Origin of the sequence: Streptomyces sp. NPDC006655 (assembly GCF_040703965.1) — a bacterium.
In the GTDB taxonomy this organism is placed as follows: Bacteria; Actinomycetota; Actinomycetes; order Streptomycetales; family Streptomycetaceae; genus Streptomyces.
In genome coordinates, this window is the sequence record NZ_JBEYJU010000128.1 from 1 (window position 1) to 20,694 (window position 20,694).

Annotated in this window: 14 protein-coding genes and 1 pseudogene; 5 read left to right on the plus strand and 10 right to left on the minus strand. The window is 73.8% G+C overall.

The genetic code is table 11. The annotated features are described in order from the left end of the window. Positions 1-68: 68 nt before the first annotated feature. Entirely contained in the window at positions 69-1,574 is a 1,506-nt protein-coding gene (locus tag AB0958_RS40090; protein WP_366895414.1) for a PQQ-binding-like beta-propeller repeat protein, read from the minus strand. 511 nt (positions 1,575-2,085) lie between these two features. Here AB0958_RS40090 and AB0958_RS40095 point away from each other — a divergent pair. Both AB0958_RS40095 and AB0958_RS40100 read left to right on the plus strand, forming a co-directional pair. Next, positions 2,086-2,214: pseudogene (locus tag AB0958_RS40095) on the plus strand (SCO5717 family growth-regulating ATPase); the annotation flags it as partial. A 945-nt stretch (positions 2,215-3,159) separates the two neighbouring features. After that, positions 3,160-6,108: an AAA family ATPase gene (locus tag AB0958_RS40100; protein WP_366895424.1), complete on the plus strand. Its 2,949-nt coding sequence runs from the start codon at positions 3,160-3,162 to the stop codon at positions 6,106-6,108. 73 nt (positions 6,109-6,181) lie between these two features. Here AB0958_RS40100 and AB0958_RS40105 read toward each other — a convergent pair whose 3' ends face one another. From AB0958_RS40105 to rimP, 9 genes are all read right to left on the minus strand, one after another. After that, positions 6,182-7,132: a bifunctional riboflavin kinase/FAD synthetase gene (locus AB0958_RS40105; protein WP_366895415.1), complete on the minus strand. Its 951-nt coding sequence runs from the start codon at positions 7,130-7,132 to the stop codon at positions 6,182-6,184. Positions 7,133-7,250: 118 nt separating this feature from the next. Then, positions 7,251-11,006, minus strand: a complete 3,756-nt coding sequence (locus AB0958_RS40110) for a trypsin-like peptidase domain-containing protein (protein ID WP_366895416.1) — start codon at positions 11,004-11,006, stop codon at positions 7,251-7,253. Between the two features lie 266 nt (positions 11,007-11,272). After that, positions 11,273-12,178, minus strand: coding sequence for a tRNA pseudouridine(55) synthase TruB (gene truB / locus AB0958_RS40115; RefSeq protein WP_366895417.1), 906 nt, complete (start codon positions 12,176-12,178; stop codon positions 11,273-11,275). Beyond that, entirely contained in the window at positions 12,175-12,633 is a 459-nt protein-coding gene (gene rbfA, locus AB0958_RS40120) for a 30S ribosome-binding factor RbfA (RefSeq protein ID WP_358975268.1), read from the minus strand. The genes truB and rbfA overlap by 4 nt, the downstream gene beginning before the upstream one ends. 38 nt (positions 12,634-12,671) lie before the next feature. Further along, positions 12,672-12,965 (minus strand): DUF503 domain-containing protein, encoded by a 294-nt coding sequence (locus AB0958_RS40125; protein WP_046732584.1) that lies wholly within the window; start codon positions 12,963-12,965, stop codon positions 12,672-12,674. 154 nt (positions 12,966-13,119) lie between these two features. Next, on the minus strand, positions 13,120-16,227 hold the full coding sequence (gene infB, locus AB0958_RS40130) for a translation initiation factor IF-2 (RefSeq protein ID WP_366895418.1): 3,108 nt from the start codon (positions 16,225-16,227) through the stop codon (positions 13,120-13,122). 154 nt (positions 16,228-16,381) lie between these two features. Beyond that, complete coding sequence (locus tag AB0958_RS40135) at positions 16,382-16,651, minus strand: YlxR family protein (RefSeq protein WP_358975262.1); 270 nt, start codon at positions 16,649-16,651, stop codon at positions 16,382-16,384. A 134-nt stretch (positions 16,652-16,785) separates the two neighbouring features. Then, positions 16,786-17,772: a transcription termination factor NusA gene (gene nusA, locus AB0958_RS40140; protein WP_366895419.1), complete on the minus strand. Its 987-nt coding sequence runs from the start codon at positions 17,770-17,772 to the stop codon at positions 16,786-16,788. Positions 17,773-17,774: 2 nt separating this feature from the next. Further along, positions 17,775-18,287 (minus strand): ribosome maturation factor RimP, encoded by a 513-nt coding sequence (rimP, locus tag AB0958_RS40145; RefSeq protein WP_366895420.1) that lies wholly within the window; start codon positions 18,285-18,287, stop codon positions 17,775-17,777. 204 nt (positions 18,288-18,491) lie between these two features. Here rimP and AB0958_RS40150 point away from each other — a divergent pair, with 204 nt between their 5' ends. Genes AB0958_RS40150 through AB0958_RS40160 form a run of 3 tightly spaced genes read left to right on the plus strand, consistent with a single transcriptional unit; the run spans position 18,492 to position 20,558 of the window. Next, complete coding sequence (locus AB0958_RS40150; protein ID WP_366895421.1) at positions 18,492-19,154, plus strand: hypothetical protein; 663 nt, start codon at positions 18,492-18,494, stop codon at positions 19,152-19,154. After that, positions 19,151-19,639 carry a DUF4439 domain-containing protein gene (locus tag AB0958_RS40155; protein ID WP_366895422.1) on the plus strand — a complete coding sequence of 163 codons (489 nt, stop codon included), beginning with the start codon at positions 19,151-19,153 and terminating at the stop codon, positions 19,637-19,639. The genes AB0958_RS40150 and AB0958_RS40155 overlap by 4 nt, the downstream gene beginning before the upstream one ends. Before the next feature lie 22 nt (positions 19,640-19,661). Beyond that, the gene (locus AB0958_RS40160) at positions 19,662-20,558 is read left to right on the plus strand and encodes an aminoglycoside phosphotransferase family protein (protein WP_366895423.1); all 897 of its coding nucleotides are present in this window, start codon (positions 19,662-19,664) and stop codon (positions 20,556-20,558) included. Positions 20,559-20,694 lie beyond the last annotated feature (136 nt).

Genomic DNA, 20,694 nt, shown 5'->3' on the forward strand with positions numbered 1-20,694 from the left:
GATATTTCGCGTCCAGCATCCGGCGGGCGTAGGCGGTCACGTCGGGCGCGATGTCGCACGTGGAGAGGTCAGCCGTCACCGGCGCTGCCGATGCCGAGCACGGACAGCACGGCGTCCTTGGGGTGCTTGTCGTCGGCGGCGAGTTCCCGCTTCGCGAAGAAGACCTTCCCCTGCTCCACCACGATGTCCGATTGCGTCGGGTCGCTGAGCTCTCCCGCGTCGTCGGACGGGAGGCCGAAGAGCAGGTACGGGGTCTGTTCGCCGGTCACCGGGTCCCAGCTCAGCACGACGGACGGCTCGATGTCGCTGAGGCTGCTGCGCAGGACCAGCAGCCGGTCACCGCTCATCCGCAGCGGTACGACGGGTTCCAGCGAGCGGCCGTCGAGCTTGCCCTCGCTCCGGCCGGTCTTCCGGTCGAACGCGACGATCCAGTTCTCCGGCTGTCCGATCTCCGACTGGTCCTTGCTGGTGACGAAGACCCGGTCGGCCCCGACGACCACACCGTCGCAGTTCTCGATGTCACCGAAGAACCCCGCGGAGAAGTAGCGGTCGCCGCACCTGGGGTCGTAGGCGTCGCCGCCCATGGGGATGGTGGCGAGTTTGCCGCCGTCATCGCCGTCGAGGGTGATGAGGTCGGTGACCAGGGTGTCCCCGGCCGCGACGGCGAGCACCGGCGGGTCGGCGGAGGGCAGGTATACGTCCTGGACGCCGGCGGCCACCTTGTACGTCCACGCAGGCTTGCCGGTGCGCGGGGCGAGCCGCTGCACCCGGTACGTGGTGTCGGTCCCCTCGCCGCAGCTCTCCAGGGCCAGCAGCGCGCCGCCACCGCCGGCGAAGCCCTTGTCGACGCACCTGGCGCCGGTCGAGCTGTTCCACAGCCGCTCGCCGTGCGCCATGTCGTACGCCACCGAACCGTGGCCCCAGGCCACCGCGACGACGCCGTCGGCCAGCGTGAGGTTCGTGTTGGTGACGTAGGCCTCACGCGCGGAGGGCATCGTGGCCGTCCACAGCTTCCTGCCGGTGTTCAGGTCGACGAAGACGACCTCGTCGCAGATGCCGGCGTCCTTGGTGCCCTTGCGCTTGCCGGGCTGCACCACGACCGCCGTACGGCCGTCGGCGGTCACGTGGCCGGTGGTGGCGCAGAGGTGGCCGTCGAGCCGGAGGGTCCAGGCCGTCTCGTCGGCGCCGGGTTCGATCCTCACACCGATGATCTTCGTGCCGATGCCCTTGGCCAGGATCCTGCCGGTGGCCCAGGTGCCGGGCGCGTAACGCGGGCTGGGGTCGCTCTCCTTGGGGAGGTCCTCCTCGTAGTGGTCGACCACCACCTGACCCTCGGGTGAGGCCGGGGCCTTCTCGACGGTCTGCCGTATCGCGTCGGGGGCCGGGACGGCGGCCCGCCCGGCGCCCGGGGACCTGTCGCCGCCCGCGGCCAGCAACAGGGCGCCGCCCGCGCCCAGGGCGACGGCCACGACGGCCGCCAGCGCGCCGGAGAGGCGTCTGCGCCGCTTTCTGCGCTCGCCGTCGGCGGCCAGCGCGGACTGTGTGTAGATGGAAGGAGGTGGGCCGAAGCTCACGCCGAACGTTCCCTTTCTTCTCTGCTGCGCGCTTCGCGTACGGCAGAACTTCCGGGAAGGTCGCGGCCGTTGCCGTGCACACCTCGTACTCCCCCGTCCCCCGTGGCGTCCGCGCGCAACGCCCCGGATTCCGGGGCCGGTTCATCTGTGCTCACGCGAACAGGCCTCACCCTATCCCCCCTGCTCAGCGACGGCCCCGTCACCGCGGGCCGGTCCCCAGGGGTCGTCAAGGGTGCCCGAACCGAGGCCACTTGCCCGTTTTGTTCAGCGACCGTTCGACCGGTGTGACCAGGTGGACGTCCGCGGAGAGACGGACGGGCCTGCCGAGGTGTGGCCGGTGGTGATTAGGCTGGGAGGGGGTGCGACGTCGGGACCGTGAACACGGCGTGGGGCCCCGAGGGGGAGAGCCGGTGGATCGGACTACCTCAAACGAATACGGATGACGAGAACGACACGACATGGTCGTCGCGTCGGCACGGCATGAGGGTGCTCGACCACATCAGGAGGAATTGTGAGCAGCGATCGGGACGGGAACCGCGGGGGCTGGGCGACACCCGGCGACGACCAGCCCGACGCGGAGTCCCTCAACGAGATGACGGGCGAGTTCACGATCGACTACGCGCCGCCCGCCTGGTACACGCAGAACGCGGCGGGGGGTTCGGGGGGCGCCGAAGGGGGCGGCGGACCGGCGCCGGGTGCCTCGGGGCCCGGCGGTGCCTCCGGCTCGGGGCCGGCAGGCGGGCCGGGTGCGGTGCCGACAGGGGGGCCGGGTGCGGGGTCGGGAAGCGGTACGACCCCTTCCGGCCACCCGCGTTCGCCGTTCCCGCCGGGAGCGCCGATCCCCGGGCTGACGCCGCCTCCGCATGCCCAGCAGGGGGGTGGGGCGTCGGGTCCGGGAGTCGCGTTCACCCCGCCGCCCGCCCCGACGTCCGGGCCGACGTCCGGGCCGACGTCCGGGCCGGGTGCCGCGCCGGCACCGGGAGCGCCGTTCACTCCGCCGCCGACGTCAACTCCGGGCGCGCCCTTCACACCTGCGCCCGCGTCAAACCCTGGGGCGCCGTTCACGCCTGCGCCCTCGGCGCACCCCGGAGCGCCGTTCACGCCTCCGCCCGCGTCGACTCCCGGCGCCCCCTTCACGCCCGCGCCCGCGTCGAACCCCGGGGCCGCCGGCACCCCGGCGGCGGCTTCTGCGCCCGGTGCGACGCACCCGCCCGCGCCCGCGTCGACACCCGGAGCACCGTTCACCCCGCCACCCGCGTCAACTCCCGGCGCCCCCTTCACGCCCGCGCCGGCGGCGACTCCGGGGGCGCCCTTCACCGCGCCGCCCGCCGCGGCGCCTGGAGCGCCCTTCACCCCGCCGGCCACCGCCACGTCTGGCGCGCCGTTCACTCCGCCTGCTCCCAGCGCGGACGCGGGGGCACCGGCCGCCGAGCCCGTCGTGCCGGTCACCCCTGCCGCGCCGCCCGTCGGGAGCGCGGTGGGCGTGCCGAAACTGCCGGTCGGTTTCGAGCCGCAGCGGTCCCCCGCCGAGGAGCGGGCGCCGGAGGCCGATGCGGACAACGGCGACCTGGAGAGCGGCGCGACCATGCGGTTCTCCGCGGTCGCCCTGAAGCGTGAGATGGCCGGGGCCCCGGAGGAGAGTGCGGCCGACCGGGAAGCCGAACGAACCGAAGAAACCGAAGAGGCCGGGGGAAGCGTCGACGACGCGGAATCCGCGGCGGACGTCGACGCGCTTCCGGTGGACCCGGAGAACGTGGAGACGGAGGCGGAGGCGGAGGCAGAGGTTGCTGAGGAGGCCGAGGCGTCTGATCCGTCCGGCAAGGACGAGGCGCTGCGCCTCGTCACCGACGACGCGACCGGCTCCACGGACGAACCGGCTGCCGATGCGCACGACGAGAACGACGGCCCCGACGACGAGCCCGCCCTGGTCGCCGACGGCCCCGACGACGAGCCCGTCCAGGAAGCCGCCCAGGTCGCCGACGGCCCCGGCGACGAGCCCGCCCTGGTCGCCGACGGCCCCGGCGACGAACCCGTCCAGGAAGCCGCCCAGGTCGCCGAGACCGACAGCGAGGGCGAATACGCGGTCGAGGGCCGGGGCGAAGACACGGTCGACGCCAAGGATGACGGCGCCAAGGATGACGGCGCCGAGGACGAGGGTGCCGGTGACGAGACGGTGCCCGCGGCCGACGAGTCCGCCGACGCCGTAGCAGCGGAGGCCCCGGCGGAGCCCCGGCCTCAGGACGCCGCACCCGTCCCCCCTGCCCCGCAGCACGCGCCTCCGTCCCCCGAGGACGCCGTGCCCACCGCCTGGACTCCCTCGCCGACGCCACCGGCCGCGGTGCCGCCGCTGCCGCCCTCGTACCAGCCCGCCGCGCCCGCGCCCGCCGCCCAGTGGCCCGCGCAGCCGACCGCGGCGCCGGACCCCACGCCTGCCCAGCCGCACCCGCACCCGCACCCGCACCCGCAGGGGCAGCCTCAGCCGGCCGCCGCCCAGGGGCCCGCCGGCGTGCCCGGCCCGCAGCCGCCGTTCCAGCCGCAGGCGCCGCAGCCCGCGCCCGCCGCCTGGCAGCAGCCCCCGGCACCGCAACCCGGCCAGCCGTACGCTCCCCAGCAGCCCCCGGCACAGCAACCGCCCGCCCCCGACGCCCAGGGTGGTTACCGCCTCCCGCAGCCCGGCCAACCGCAGCCCCCGGCGCCCGACGCCCAGGGCGGCTACGGCTTCCCGCAGCCGACCGCTCCCGTCCCGCCGCAGGCACCGGGCGGCTACGGCTACCCCGGGCAGCCGCAGCCCCCGCACCCTCAAGCCCCGCAGGCGCCGGGCGGCTACGGCTACCCCGGCGCCCCCACGCCTCCGGCCTCCCAGGGGACCGTCCCGGGCGGCTACGGCTTCCCGCAGCCCGGCGCCCAGCCTCCGATGTCCCCGGCCCAGGACCCGCGTGCCGCCCAGCCCGCCCCGCCCGTTCAGGACCCGCACGGTCCCCACGCGCCGCAGGCCCCCCAGGCGCCCGTCGACCCCCGGGCCGGTGCCGCCTGGCCGCAGCCCATCCAGCACGACCAGCGGCAGATGACCAATCCCGGTGCCGCGCCGCTGGGTTACACCGCCGCCGTGGAGCTGTCCTCCGACCGGCTGCTCAACAACAAGAAGCAGAAGGCGAAGAGCGGCAGGCCCGCCGCCGCGTCCTCCCGGTTCAAGATCGGCGGTAAGAAGGAGGAGGCCGAGCGGCAGCGGAAGCTGGAGCTGATCCGTACGCCGGTGCTGTCCTGCTACCGGATAGCGGTGATCAGCCTCAAGGGCGGGGTCGGCAAGACCACCACGACCACCGCGCTCGGCTCGACGCTCGCCACCGAGCGCCAGGACAAGATCCTCGCCATCGACGCCAACCCGGACGCCGGCACCCTCGGCCGCCGCGTGCGCCGGGAGACCGGGGCCACCATCCGTGACCTGGTTCAGGCGATCCCGTACCTCAACTCGTACATGGACATCAGGCGGTTCACCTCGCAGGCGCCGTCCGGCCTGGAGATCATCGCCAACGACGTCGACCCGGCCGTCTCGACCACGTTCAACGACGAGGACTACCGGCGCGCGATCGATGTGCTCGGCAGGCAGTACCCGATCATCCTCACCGACTCGGGCACCGGCCTGCTCTACAGCGCCATGCGCGGGGTGCTCGACCTCGCCGACCAGCTGATCATCATCTCGACGCCGTCGGTGGACGGTGCGAGCAGCGCGAGCACGACGCTGGACTGGCTGTCCGCGCACGGCTACGCCGACCTCGTGTCCCGGTCCCTCACCGTGATCTCCGGGGTCCGCGAGACCGGCAAGATGATCAAGGTCGAGGACATCGTGCAGCACTTCGAGACGCGCTGCCGGGGCGTTGTGGTCGTCCCCTTCGACGAGCATCTGTCCGCCGGTGCCGAGGTGGACCTCGACATGATGCGGCCGAAGGTCCGGGAGGCGTACTTCAACCTGGCGGCGATGGTCGCCGAGGACTTCGTACGGCACCAGCAGATGCACGGCCTGTGGACCAGCGACGGCAACCCGCCGCCGGTGGCCGCCCCGCCGCTGCCGGGGCAGCCGCTGCCGGTGCAGCAGCAGTACGCGCCGGGTCAGCAACAGCAGCCGTACGCAGCCGGGCCACAGCCCTCTCCGCAGCAGCCGGGTCAGCCGCCGTACCCACAGCAGCCCGGACAGCCGTACCCGCCCCAGCAGCAGCTGTACGGCGGCGGGCCGCAGCCCGGTGCCCTGCCCGCGCAGCCCTACCCGCAGCCCGGTGCCCAGCCCGCGCAGCCCCATCCGCAGCAGCCGGGGCAGCCCCCGCAGCCGTTGCCTCCGCAGCCGTTGCCTCCGCAGGCGCAGCCTCAGCCGGGTTACGGCTACCCGCAGCCGGGTGCCCAGCCGCCCGCGCCCCCGGGCCAGCCCGGCGGGTACGGATTCCCGCAGCCCGGTCAGCCGGCGCCGCAGGCCCGGACACCGCAGCCGCAGCCGCAGCCGCAGCCTCAGCCTCAGCAGCCGGGGCAGCCCCCGCAGCAGTAGCCGGAACGCCGAAGGGCGGTCGGTGCCTCGGCGCACCGGCCGCCCTTCGGCGTATGTCGAGCCGTCCCCGGGCTCAGGTGTCCTCGGCCGCCACCAGTTCCCGGCAGCGCTTGACGTCCTCGGCCATCTGCTCGAGCAGGGCGTCCAGGGAGTCGAACCTGGCCTGGCCGCGCACGAACGCCAGGAAGTCGACGGCGACGTGCAGGCCGTACAGGTCGAGGCCGACACGGTCGATGGCGTACGCCTCCACCGTGCGCTCGGTGCCGTCGAACTGCGGGTTCGTGCCCACGGAGATCGCGGCCGGCATCACTTCGCCCTGGGCGTGCAGGAAGCCGGCGTAGACACCGTCGGCCGGGATCGCGGTGTGCGGGAGGGTCTCCACGTTGGCGGTGGGGAAGCCCAGCTCGCGGCCGCGCTGGGCGCCGCGCACGACCACGCCCTCCACCCGGTGCGGGCGGCCCAGGATCTCGCGGGCGCCCGCCATGTCGCCTTCGGCGACCAGCCGCCGGGTCAGGGTCGAGGAGAACGGCTCGCCGCCGCCCGCCGCGCCGCGCACGAACAGGTCGACGACCTCGACCTCGAAGTCGTACACCGCGCCCTGTTCGATCAGGAACTCGACGTTGCCCGCCGCCTTGTGGCCGAAGCGGAAGTTGGGGCCCTCCACGACCGCCCTGGCGTGCAACCTGTCGACCAGGACCTTCACCACGAAGTCGGCGGCCGACAGCTTCGAGAACTCGGTGGTGAAGGGGAGGATCAGCACCGCGTCCACGCCCAGCTCCGCCATCAGCTCGGCGCGGGTGTGGTGCGGGGCGAGCAGCGGCGGGTGGCTGCCGGGGCGGACGACCTCGCTGGGATGCGGGTCGAAGGTGACGACGACCGCGGGGATGCCCAGCTCACGGGCGCGGTCCACGGCATGCCGGATGATCAGCTGGTGCCCGCGGTGCACCCCGTCATAGGAACCGATGGTGACGACGCTGCGCCCCCAGTCCTCGGGGATGTCCTCCAAGCCACGCCAGCGCTGCACTGTGACCGCTCCTCGAACCTTTGTCCGTTGTCCCTCTTACGCAGCTCTAAGGGTGCCATGTTTGCGGGACTCGGCTCACACCGGCACGGTCGCTGTGACCGGGCGCACGTGTCCGCGGTCACGCCGGGACCTTCACTCCGGCCAGGTTTCCCAGCATCCGCCGGGTGCTCGGTCCCACCACCGCGGCCCACTCGTCGGGGGTGTCGGTGAGCCAGCGCGCCATCAGGGCGGCGAACCCGGGAACGTGCCGGCCCAGGTCCACCAGCCCCCGGTCGAAGCGGGTCGCGCCGTCCGGGGTGCGGACCAGGAGCAGTCCGGTGCGGCGGACCAGGTCGCGCATCCGGTCACCGTCCTCCCCGCGCTGCGCGGCGGCCGCGTGCAGCAGCGCGTCCAGCACGCCGGGGTCGCGCTCATGGGCGAGCAGGAACTCGAGGAGCTCGCGGCGCAGCGGTTGCGAGGCGGGGGCGCCGGCCGCGCCGAGCACGGTCGCGAGGGCCGCCCGCACCGGTTCGGGGCCGTCGTCGAGCAGTCCGGTGACGAGCGGCAGGAGGATCGCGCGGGACTCGGCGCCCCGGTCGAGGTGGCGCTCGACGAACCCGGCGACCTGCCCGGCCAGCTCCGGCCGCAGCTCGGCGGCCTCCTGGACCAGCTCGGTGACGCGCTCCAGGTGCGTGGCCACGGTGACGTCGGCGAGGGCGCGCAGCACCGGTCCGGCGTCCGGGCCGCGCAGCCGGGCCCGGAAGGCCGCCAGGACCTCCTCGGGGTGGGTGGTCAGTGCGGGGACCAGGGCGGTGGGGGTGAGCTGGGGGTCCTCGGCGGCGAAGTGCCGTAGGGCCGCCGGGAGGTGACGCTCGCGGGTCGCCGGGTCCCGCACCAGCAGGGCGAGGGCGCCGCCGTGCAGGGTGCAGTCGGCGGGGCGGGCGAGCAGGCCGAGCGCGGCGTACCGGAGCAGTTCACGGTCGGCGTCGCCGCGCACGTGCGGCGCGGCACGCAGTGCGTGGGCGACGGCGGCCACCCGGCGGGCCGGGCGCTCGTCGTGCGCCCAGCGGTCCACGGCCCGGCACACGGCGGAGGGCTCGTCCTCGGCGAGCACGCCGAGCAGTTCGTCGCCGCGCCGGTGCGCCGCGTCCACCAGCACCTCGGTCAGCTCGTCCAGCGCACCGTGCCGATGGGTGTGCAGCAGCGCCTGCGCCGCGGTGGCGACGGTGGCGTGCGGCATAGCGGGCAACGGCCGCTCGTCGTCGAACCACTTCGTGAGGTACGGCTGTACGGCGGCGGGGTCGGCGGCGAGCAGCCGGGCGACGGCGTCCAGGAAGCGCGGCACCGCGCCTTCGGCGTCCTCGGCCGTCGGCCGGGGCCCGAACCGCCCGACGCCCGCCGTCTCCGGCGACGGCTCGTCCGCGAGGACCAGTCTGCGCAGCAGATCGAAACGGTCGGCGTCGGACAGGGCGAGCGCCGTCCAGAAGGCGGGCCCGAACGTGTCGGGCCCGAACGTGTCGGGTCCGAACGTGTCGGGTCCGAACGTGTCGGACACCGCGCGCCGCCGACGCACCACGCGGTCCGCGAGCAGCTTCAGCACGGCGTTGTACGGGGTCGCGTCGGGCAGTCGCAGCAGGGTCTGGGCGAGCAGCCGTGCGGCCCACCAGGAGCCGGGGTCGAGGTCCAGTGCATGCGCCAGCTCATGGAGGCGTGGCGCCAGTCCGTCCGGGCCGTACTGCCGGTCGAGGAGCAGCAGCGCCTGGACGACCGGGCCGATCCGGTGGTGCGGGACGGGCAGGGCCTGGGGGTCCTGGTGGGGGCTGCGGTGGCGGTGCACGAGGGTGTGCAGGGCCTCGTCCAGGTCCAGGTGCATGCCCTGGAGCCAGTCGGCGAGTTCCTCGTGGGCGAAGCGGTAGCCGCCGCCGGCGGGGACCAGCAGGCCCTCGGTGAGTACGGCGGAGGCCCAGCCGGAACCGCCGCCGAGACGGGCGGGGGCGGGCCCCCAGGGGAACACGGTCTCGAACGACTCCCGGTCCAGTTCCCCCTGTCCGGGGCCGAGGCTGCGCCGGGCGGCCTCGTGGACCTGGCCGGCGACCCGGGCGGCGAGCCGTCGGACGGCCTTGCCGCGCAGGCCGTTCTCGGCGGCCAGCCGGACCGCGATGCGCAGGCACATCAGGTCGAGGTGGGCGGCGAAGACGTCGTGCCGGTCGATCGGGGCGGCCTCGGGGGCGTCCGGGAGGGCGGCACGGACCTCGGAGAGCAGGCGCAGGGCGAGGGGGTGGCGGGCGTCGCGGTCGACGAGGGCGCCGTCGGGTACGCCGTAGCGGGCGCGGGCACGGCGGGCCTCGTCGGGGGTGAGGTCGGTCAGCCGGACGCACCCCGCCTCGTCACCGGTGTCGTGCAGCAGGCCGGGTGGGAACTCGGCGCCGGCGCACTCCCAGTACTCCTCGCGGCAGGCCACCAGCAGGCGGGCGCCGGTCTCCCCTAGCCAGTCGGCGGTGCCCTCGGTCCAGGCGGGCAGCCGGTGGGCGAGGACCGGGGGCATCTCCTCGGGGCCGTCGAGCAGGAGGAGCAGCGGGCGGCCGATGCGGGCGGCCAGTGCGGCCAGCCGTTCCACGGTCAGGTCGCCGAGGTCGCCGGGGAGTTGGGAACGGGAGGCGGCGGCGATCCGGACCGCGCGCTCCAGGGTGCGGCGGGCGGCGTCGGCCACGGAGGTGTCGGCGTCCTTGAGGTCGGCGCCGCGGAGCCAGAGCGTGGGGTGGGCCGCGCGGTGGCGGCGGGCGGCCAGGGCGGCGAGCTCCGTGGTGCGGCCGGTGCCGGGGGCGCCGACCAGGGCCAGGACGGTACCGGTGCCGGTGCCGGTCCCGGTGCCGGTCCCGGTGCCGATCCCGGTGCCGGTCCCGGTCCCGGTCCCGGTGCTGGTGCCGGTGCCGGTGCCGGTCCCGGTGCTGGTGCCGGTCCCGGTGCCGGTCCCGGTGCCTTCGGCGAAGGCCGACAACTGGTGGGAGACGGTGGTCCGTTCGATGGGGCGGACGGGGTCCCTGTGGTCGGGTGCGGGTGGGTGGGGGCTGATCGCGCTGTCCCCCGCGCCCGTTTGGGGTGTCGCGCGGCCCACGTGGCCCGAGAGGGTGCCCGGCGGGCCGTCCTGGCCGACGGAGGTGGCCGTCAGTTCCAGGATCCCGGCGAGGTTCAGGTCGGTGCCGTACGCCGGGACGGTCGCGGCGTTCCGGGCGAGCAGGTCGGCGAGGGGGCCGCTGTCGGGGTGGTGCAGGGGGACCGCGAAACCGACGTCGCGCTGACCGGACTGGAGTGCTGTGCCGAGGACCGCCAGGACCGCTCCGGTCTCGGCGTCCAGGACCGGGCCGCCGGCCGCTCCGCCGCCGAGGCGCAGGGCGTCGCGGCCTGCCGTGCCGATCGCCAGCTCCAGTGCGTCCTCCAGGAGGTGGAAACGGTCGGTGGCCGTGTAGGTCACCTGGGTCGCGGCGAGCACCCGGGCCTCGCGCCAGCGGTCGGCGGCGATCCGTACGTAGGTACCGGCCGGAATCCGCGCCCGTACGGTGATCGGCAGCGGGTCCACGGCGAGGCCCTCGGTGCGGATCAGGGCCAGGTCGAGGGCGGGCAGCGGGGTGACGGCGTCCGCGGCGACCACGCAGGTGCGGTCACCGGCCGCGTGCAGGACGATCCGGGCGAGCCCGTCGACGGCCTCGTGGCTGGTCACGAGCGTCCCGTGGTGGTCGGCCAGGAAGCCGGTGCCGCGCGGGCGCCCGGCGAGGTCGCGGATCCGGACCAGCCGTTCGTCGAGCACCGGTGCCGCCGATTCCGCCGCCTCGTCCGCCCCCCGCGCACCGTCCACCGTCCGGCGACCGCTCCCGGTTCGCGGGCCCCGTCCCGCCATGATCGAACCTCCCCGCCCGTACACCCGTGCCCTGGTGTCCGACGGTAGGGGCGAAATGATCAGCGGGACAGAGCAGGCCGGGAAAGCGCCCCCCTCCGCTCCCCCGGTTCACTCCGAGCGCCTGCTCGGTCGGGTGAATAGGCGGGAGCGGGTGGATACACCCTAGGGGTGGGGGAACCGAGGGGGGACCGTGGAGCGGCGGCAACACCAGACCCCGTGACCGCCGCTCCATGGGAGACATCCGGCCGCGCCGGGACGGAACCGGGTCAGGAGAAGACCGCGAGGCTCTTGGACTTGCCCTTCTGCTCCTCCACGAGGGCGAGGAAGCGGCCCTCGGGGTCGAACACCGCCACGGGGCCCGTGCCCGCGTACTCGTCGGGCATCTCCAGACGCACGCCGTTGGTGAGCAGCCTCGCCCGCCTGGCGTCGACGTTCCAGCGCGGGAAGGCGGCGTCCGCCGCTTCGGCGATCGGCATCACGGTCAGCTCCTGCTGGAGCTGGTCGAGGGTGCGCGCCGCGTCCAGCTTGTACGGTCCCACCCGCGTCCGGCGCAGCGCGGTGAGGTGGCCGCCGACGCCCAGGCCGGCGCCCAGGTCGCGGGCGAGGGCGCGGATGTAGGTGCCGGAGGAGCAGACGACGGAGACGACCAGGTCGAGTACGGGGGTGCCGTCCTCGGCGACGGCGTCCCGGACGTCGTACACCGCGAAGGAGGAGACGGTGACCGGGCGGGCCGGGATGTCGAAGTCCTCGCCGTCCCGGGCGCGCTTGTAGGACCGTACGCCGTCGATCTTGATGGCGCTGACCTTGGACGGCACCTGCATGATGGCACCGGTCAGCTTGGCGATGCCGGCGTCGACGGCCTCCCGGGTCACCTTGGACGCGTCCGTGGACGAGGTGACCTCGCCCTCGGCGTCGTCGGTGACGGTGTTCTGGCCGAGGCGGATCGTCCCGAGGTACTCCTTCTCGGTGAGGGCGAGGTGCCCGAGGAGCTTGGTCGCCCGCTCGATGCCGAGGACGAGGACGCCCGTGGCCATGGGGTCGAGGGTGCCGGCGTGCCCGACGCGTCGGGTGCGGGCGATGCCGCGCATCTTGGCGACGACGTCGTGCGAGGTGAAGCCCGACGGCTTGTCGACGATGACAAGGCCGTCGGGCGGGGTGGGCTTGCTGGTCATTCGGTGGCGTCGTCCGTCTCGTCGGCGGCGTCCTCGCCAGGCTTGCGGTACGGGTCGGCCTCGCCCGCGAAGTCGGCGCCCGCGGAGGCCTCGCGGACCTTCGCGTCGGACTGGCGCGCCCGGTCGAGGAGGTCCTCGATGTTGCGTGCGGTGTCGGGCAGGGCGTCCGCGACGAAGGCGAGGGTCGGCGTGAACTTCACCCCGGCGGCGCGGCCCACCTCGGACCGGAGGATGCCCTTGGCGCTCTCCAGACCGGCGGCCGCGGCCTTCCGCTCCTCCTCGTCGCCGTACACCGTGTAGAAGACGGTCGCCTCCCTGAGGTCACCCGTGACCCGGGTGTCCGTGATGGTGACGTGCGAGCCGAGCCGCGGGTCCTTGATCCCGCGCTGCAGCTTCTGGGCCACCACCTCTCGGATGAGGTCCGCCAGCCTTTTCGCCCGCGCGTTGTCGGCCACTGGTCCGCTCCCGTTCTTTCTTCTTGTCGTTCTCAGGTCTAGTCGTCGTCGCCGTGGAAGCGCCGTCGGACGGACAGCAGCTCCACCTCGGGGCGGCCGGCGACCAGCCGTTCGCACCGGTCGAGTACGTCGGTCAGGTGCGCGGCGTCGCCGGAGACCATGGCGAGGCCGATGCCGGCCCTGCGGTGAAGGTCCAGGTGGTCCACCTCGGCCGCGCTCACGGCGTACTTCCGCTGGAGTTCGGCGACGATCGGGCGGACGACGGAGCGCTTCTCCTTGAGCGAGTGGATGTCGCCCAGGAGGAGGTCGAAGGACAGAGTCCCCACGTACATGTGTGTAACCGGTTAACCCGCCGGTACGGGATCGATGGCCCTGTCAGGAACGGTACCCCGTCCCTGCCAAGGACTCGACCGACTTTCCCCTCGGTCCCAGGGCAGGAAAAAGGCCGGCCGACGGCACCGAAGTCCCGTCGGCCGGCCGCAACCGCTAGACGCGCGGCTTCTCGCGCATCTCGTACGTCGCGATGACGTCGTCGATCTTGATGTCGTTGAAGTTTCCGAGGTTGATACCGCCCTCGAACCCTTCGCGGATCTCGGTGACGTCGTCCTTGAAGCGACGCAGGCCGGAGATGGTGAGGTTCTCCGCGACCACCTTGCCGTCGCGGATGAGGCGCGCCTTGGTGTTGCGCTTGACCTCGCCCGACCGGACCAGGACACCGGCGATGTTGCCCAGCTTGGACGACTTGAAGACCTCGCGGATCTCCGCCGTACCGAGCTCGACCTCCTCGTACTCCGGCTTGAGCATGCCCTTGAGGGCCGCCTCGATCTCCTCGATCGCCTGGTAGATGACCGAGTAGTACCGGACGTCCACACCCTCGCGCTCGGCCATCTGCGCCGCGCGGCCGGCCGCGCGGACGTTGAAGCCGATCACGATGGCGTCGGAGCCCATCGCCAGGTCGATGTCGGACTCCGTGACCGCACCGACGCCGCGGTGCAGGACGCGGATGTCGACCTCTTCGCCGACGTCCAGCTGGAGCAGGGAGGACTCCAGGGCCTCGACGGAACCAGAAGCGTCACCCTTGATGATGAGGTTGAGCTGCTGGATCTCGCCGGCCTTGAGCACCTTGTCCAGGTCCTCCAGGGACACGCGGCGCGTGCGCTTCGCGAAGGCCGCGTTGCGCTCGCGGGCGGCACGCTTCTCCGCGATCTGGCGGGCCGTACGGTCCTCGTCGACCACGAGGAAGTTGTCGCCGGCACCCGGAACGTTGGTGAGACCCAGGACCTGCACCGGAGTGGCGGGTCCGGCCTCGGCGACGTTGTTGCCGTTGTCGTCGAGCATGGCGCGGACGCGACCGTAGGCGTCGCCCACGACCATCGTGTCGCCGACCCGCAGCGTGCCTCGCTGGACGAGGACCGTCGCCACGGCGCCACGGCCGCGGTCGAGACGGGACTCGATCGAGATGCCCTGCGCGTCCTGGTTCGGGTTGGCCCGCAGGTCGAGCGAGGCGTCGGCGGTCAGGATGACCGCTTCCAGCAGCGAGTCGATGTGCAGACCCTGCTTGGCGGAGATGTCGACGAACATCGTGTCGCCGCCGTACTCCTCGGCCACCAGGCCGTACTCGGTCAGCTGACCGCGCACCTTGGTCGGGTCGGCGCCCTCGACGTCGATCTTGTTGACCGCGACGACGATCGGGACGTCGGCCGCCTTCGCGTGGTTGAGCGCCTCGACCGTCTGCGGCATGACGCCGTCGTTGGCCGCGACGACCAGGATCGCGATGTCGGTCGACTTCGCACCACGGGCACGCATGGCGGTGAACGCCTCGTGACCCGGGGTGTCGATGAAGGTGATCTTGCGCTCTTCGTCGTTGACCTCGGTGGAGACCTGGTAGGCACCGATGTGCTGGGTGATGCCGCCGGCCTCGCCCGCGATGACGTTCGTCTTGCGGATGGCGTCGAGCAGTCGGGTCTTTCCGTGGTCGACGTGACCCATGACGGTGACGACCGGCGGACGGACCACCAGGTCGTCCTCGCCGCCCTCGTCCTCGCCGAACTCGATGTCGAAGGACTCGAGCAGCTCGCGGTCCTCCTCCTCGGGGCTGACGATCTGAACCGTGTAGTTCATCTCGCCGGCGAGGAGCTGCAGGGTCTCGTCGGAGACGGACTGCGTGGCCGTGACCATCTCGCCGAGGTTCATCATGACCGCGACGAGGGACGCCGGGTTGGCGTTGATCTTCTCCGCGAAGTCGGTGAGCGACGCGCCGCGGGAGAGACGGATGGTCTCGCCGTTGCCGCGCGGCAGCATCACGCCGCCGACGCTCGGGGCCTGCATGGCCTCGTACTCCTGGCGACGCTGCCGCTTCGACTTGCGACCGCGACGCGCCGGACCGCCGGGACGGCCGAAGGCACCCTGCGTGCCACCACGGCCGCCGGGACCGCCAGGACGACCACCGAAGCCGGGACGACCGCCGCCGCCACCGCCGGGACCGCCGCCGAAGCCGCCGCCACCGCCGGGGCCGCCGCCACCGGGACGGCCGGCGAAGCCGCCGCCACCGCCCGGACGGGCACCGCCGCCACCGCCGGGACGGCCGGCGAAGCCGCCGCCACCGGGACGACCGGCGCCGCCGCCGGGACGACCCGCACCGCCGGGACCGCGACCGCCGCCACCGGGGCCGGGACGCGGGCCGGCAGCGGGACGCTGCGGCATCATGCCGGGGTTCGGACGCGGACCCGCGGAACCGCCGCCGGGACGCGGACCGCCCTGCGGACGGGGCATGCCGGACGGGCTCGGACGGGCACCGCCGGGAGCCTGCGGACGCGGACCGCCGCCCTGGGCGCCGGGCGCCTGCGGACGGGGACCGGCGCCGGGGGCACCGGGGCCACCGGGGCGCGGACCACCCTGCGGGCGCGGGGCCTGCGGGCGGGCCATGCCGGTGGAGCCACCGGACGTGAAGGGGTTGTTGCCCGGACGCGGACCGGCCGGACGGGCACCGCCCGGACGGGGGGCCTGGCCACCGGGGCGCTGACCGCCCTGGCCCGGACGGCCGTCACGCTGGTCGCGCTGGCCGGGAGCCGGACGGGCACCGGGGCGCGGCGCGCCCTGGTTGGGACGGGGGGCACCGGGACGCGGGCCCTGCGCTGCGGCCGGGCTCGGCGCCGCGGCGGCCGGAGGCGCCGGCGGTGCGGTGAACTCGGGCGCGGCCGGAGCCGGGCGCGGTGCGGGCTTGGGACCCGGGACGGGGCGCGGGCCGGAGGCGGCCGGCGCGGGGGTGACCGGAGCCGGAGCCGCGGGCGCCGCCGGAGCCGCGGGCGCGGCCGGGGGCTGCGGGGCAGCCGGTCGAGGGGCACCCGGCTTCGGGGCACCCGGACGGGCCGACTGCGCCGGAGAGGGCGCGCCGGGCTTGGGGGCAGCCTTGCGCGGGGCAGACTTGCCACTGCCGCCGCCCTGCAGGGCGTCGGTCAGCTTGCGTACAACGGGCGCCTCGATCGTCGAGGACGCCGAACGGACGAATTCACCGAGTTCCTGGAGCTTGGCCATGACGACCTTGCTCTCCACCCCGAACTCCTTGGCGAGTTCGTATACCCGGACCTTAGCCACTTCGCTCCTTTTAGGTCCGGGTGCGTCCGGACCGTCGCTACTTCATGGGCGTACTCATCGCGTGCTCATCGAGTGCTCATCGCAATCTCGACCTACTTCCAACTCGCGGGGTACCAGAGCCGCACGGACGTTCCGCACGACGCTTCTTACGGTGTTACTGCTCGACGTACCGGCGCAACGCCTTTACGTCCAGCGGGCCCGGGACGCGGAGCGCCCGCGGGAGTGCCCGGCGGCGTACCGCCTGGTCCAGACAGACCTGGGCGGGGTGCACATATGCACCCCGGCCGGGCAGCGTACCGCGAGGATCAGGGACGCAGTCGTCCCCGACCGCCACGATCCGCAGCAGTTCGGTCTTGGCCGCTCGCTGCCTGCACCCCACACAGGTGCGCTCAGGGCATGCGCGGGCTCGCGTCCGGCCAGACACTACTAAGTCTACCTCCCCGTACCGACCTCACCCCTTCGGGGCAAAGATCGAACGGCCGTTGTCGTAATCCAAGCCACCTGCGGCTGGGATCTATTCCCCCCGCCCGGGTGAACACCGGCTGAGGGAAGGGTGATCTACTCGGACGCCTGTTCGGTATCCGGACGGATGTCGATCCGCCAGCCGGTGAGCCGGGCGGCGAGACGGGCGTTCTGCCCCTCTTTGCCGATCGCCAGCGACAGCTGGTAGTCCGGCACCGTCACCCGGGCGGACCGGGACGCCAGGTCCACGACCTCCACCTTGGAGACGCGGGCCGGGGACAGCGCGTTCGCGACCATCTCGGCCGGGTCGTCCGACCAGTCGACGATGTCGATCTTCTCGCCGTTCAGCTCGCCCATGACGTTGCGGACCCGGCCGCCCATGGGGCCGATACAGGCGCCCTTGGCGTTCAGGCCCGAACGGGTGGAACGCACCGCGATCTTCGTACGGTGACCGGCCTCACGGGCGATGGCGGCGATCTCCACGGACCCGTCGGCGATCTCCGGCACCTCCAGGGCGAAGAGCTTCTTCACCAGGTTCGGGTGGGTACGGGAGAGCGTGACCGAGGGTCCGCGGACGCCCTTCGCCACCCGTACGACGTACGAGCGCAGCCGCAGGCCGTGCGCGTAGCTCTCGCCGGGGACCTGTTCCTGCACCGGCAGGATGGCCTCCAGCTTGCCGATGTCGACCAGCACGTTCTTCGGGTCACGGCCCTGCTGCACGACACCGGTGACGATGTCGCCCTCACGGCCGACGTACTCGCCGAGCGTGGCGTCGTCCTCCGCGTCCCGCAGCCGCTGCAGAATCACCTGCTTGGCGGTGGTGGCGGCGATCCGCCCGAAGCCCGACGGGGTGTCGTCGAACTCGCGCGGCTCCTGCCCCTCCTCCAGGTCCTCGGGGTCCTCCTTCGCCCACACGGTCACATGCCCGGTCTCCCGGTTGAGCTCCACGCGCGCGCGTCGGCGGCTTCCCTCGGTGCGGTGGTAGGCGATGAGGAGGGCCGACTCGATCGCCTCGACCAGCAGGTCGAAGGAGATCTCCTTCTCCCGAACCAAGCCCCGCAGGGCGCTCATGTCGATGTCCACGGCTACGCCTCCTCTTCCTTCTCGTTCTTGTCGCTCTTGTCCTTGCGGTTGAACTCGACCTGCACGCGCGCCCTGTCGATGTCGGCGAAGGCGAGCCGGCGCGTGGTGGCCTTGCGGCCCTTGACGCCCGGCACCTCCAGGTCGAGGCCCTCGTCGTCGACGTCCAGGATCCTGGCGACCAGTTCCCCGCCCTCGGCGAGCTGGAACCTCACCAGCCGGTCCACGGCCCGCACATAGTGCCGGTGCTCCTTGAGGGGGCGCTCGGCGCCGGGGGTGCCGACCTCGAGGGTGTACTCCCCCTCGCCCATCGCGTCGGTGTCGTCGAGCCTCGCCGAGAGCTCACGGCTCACATCGGCGATCTGGTCCAGGTCGGCCCCGGTGTCGGAGTCGACGACGACGCGCAGCACCCGCTTGCGTCCTACGGAGTCCACGGCGATCTCTTCGAGATCCAGTCCCTGGGAGGTGACGAGCGGTTCCAGGAGCTCTCGCAGCCTCTCGCTCTGGGTGGTGCTCATCCGGGTGACTCCTCGGCCGCGTGTGCTGTTGTGGGATGGGTCGCGTGTCTGGTCAAAGCGTATCGGGTCGTGAGGGGTGGTGCGTGCTGCCGCCGCGAGGGTGACGAGCCGGTGACGCGGGTTGACCCGATGCGCGGGTAACGTGATCACGGCGGGGCGCCTGCCCGCCCGTGTGTTCGTACGAGCCCCCCGAGGACGTCTGCCGTGCCGTTGCCCCCGTCGTCGCGTACCCGCTCGGGAGTACGCAGGAGGAGCCTGATCGTTTCAGCGGCCTCGGCCGCCGTACTGGCCGGCTGCTCCGCCGGCCCCGGCCCCGGTGGCACCACCCCGTCGGTGTCCGAGCGGGCACGCGCGCGTGCGGCCCGGGACAGCCGGGGGCTGCTCGGGCGGTACGACGCCGTGCTCGCCGCCCATCCCGCGCTCGCGGACCGGCTGCGGCCGCTGCGGGCGGAGGTGGCGGCCCATGTGGCGGCGTTCGAGGAGGGCACGGCCTCCCCCACGGCGACGGGCTCGGCGACCGCTTCGGCCTCCGCTCCGACATCCGCTTCGGCCTCCGTTTCTGCCTCCGTTTCGACATCCGCTTCGACATCCGCTTCGGCTTCCGTTTCGACATCCGGCTCGCCGTCGGCCCCGCCGTCCGCCACCGCCCCGGCGTCCGTCACCGCTCCGCCGTCCGGCTCGGCCTCCCCGGCCGTTCCGGCGGACGAGAAGGCCGCGCTCGCCTGGCTGGCCGCGGCCGAGCGGAGCCTCGCCGACCAGCGGGCCAAGGCGCTCCTGGAGGTCCCCGGCGAGCTGGCGCGACTGCTCGCGGGCGTGGCGGCCGCCGGTGCCGGGCACGCGTACCTGCTAACGAAGGGTGACAAGTGAGCGACGAGGCCAGGACGGGCGTGCTCAGGGCGCTCCAGGCGGCACTGGCGGCCGAACACGCGGCGGTGTACGGCTACGGGGTGGTCGGCGGCCGGGTCGGCGCGCAGCGGCTGGCCGAGGCGCGCGCCGCCTACGACGCGCACCGGTCAGGCCGGGACGCACTGGCCCGGGAGGTGCGGGACCTGGGCGGTGAGCCCGTCGCCGCGAGCGCGGCGTACGCGCTGCCGTTCGCGGTGAGCGACCCGGCGACGGCCGTACGGCTCGCCGCCGATCTGGAGGACCGGGTCGCCGACGTCTACTCCGACCTGGTCCGGGCCTCCTCGGGCCGGCGGCGCGGCGCGGCGGCCGGGGCACTGCGGGAGGCCGCGGTGCGGGCGGTGCGCTGGCGCGGGGAGAGCGTAGCCTTCCCTGGGCTCGCCGAGCGGGGCGCGCCGCAGGGGCAGGCCGGCGGCTCGGCCTCGCCCACCGCCTCGGCGACTCCCTAGGACAGGAAGGAACGACTCGCGTATGGCTTTCGAACCGCCGCGGCGCCTGGTGAAGGCGCTCGGTGAGACGGCGCCGGACGGTGACGAGTGGCTGGAGAAGCTGCCGGGTGCGGTGGAACGAGCCGTCTCGCTACGCGAGTTGACCGTGGAGCGGGTGCAGGTGCCCGGCGGTCGCAGCAGTGTCGTGCTGCTGGTCCGGCGGCCGGACGGGACACCGGCGGTGCTGAAGCTGGCGCCGCGGCGGGCCCGTCCGGAGGGCGAGGCGGCCGCGCTGGCCCATTGGGCCGGGCTGGGGGCGGTGCGGCTGCTGGAGGACGACGCGGCCGCCGGGGTGCTGCTGCTGGAGCGGCTGCACCCGGAGGTGTCGGTGCGGTCGCTGCCGGAGGCGAAGGCGCTGCTGGAGGCCGCGGGCACGTTGCGGCGGCTCTGGGTGGAACCGCCGTCGGGGCCCGTGTTCGAGACCGTGGCCGAGCGGACGGGACGGCAGGCGGCGGCGATGGCCGCGGCGGCCGGGGACGCGGACCTGGCGGCGCTGGTGGCGGGGGCGCTGGCCGCCCGGGAGGAGTTGCTGGCCGGCGAGCCGGAGCCGCGGTTGCTGCACGGCACGTTCCGGCAGAGCAAGGTGCTGGCCGGGGAGCGGTTGCCGTGGCTTGCGGTGGGGCCGGATCCGGTGGTCGGGGAGTGCGCGTTCGACCTGGCGCGGTTGGTGCGGGACCGGGTGGAGGATCTGATCGCGTCCCCCTCCGGGGCGTCCATCACCCGGCGGCGGATCAAGCGGCTCGCGGAGTCGCTCGAGGTGGATCAGGAGCGGTTGCGGGGGTGGACGTTGTTCCGGGCGGTGGAGTCGGGGGTGCGGGCCCTTCGGGTGGGGCGGCCCAGGGATGCGGAGCTGTTGCTTGAATTCGCCGGGTGGGTCTGACGCGGTCGGGTGCGGGTCGGTGGGGGCTACAGGACCGGACGGAAAGGACGAGCGGGCCGCCGGTGGTCACCGGCGGCCCGCTCGGGTGGAGTCGGGGTCAGTTCGCGGTCAGTCGGGTGGAGTCGGGGTCAGTTCG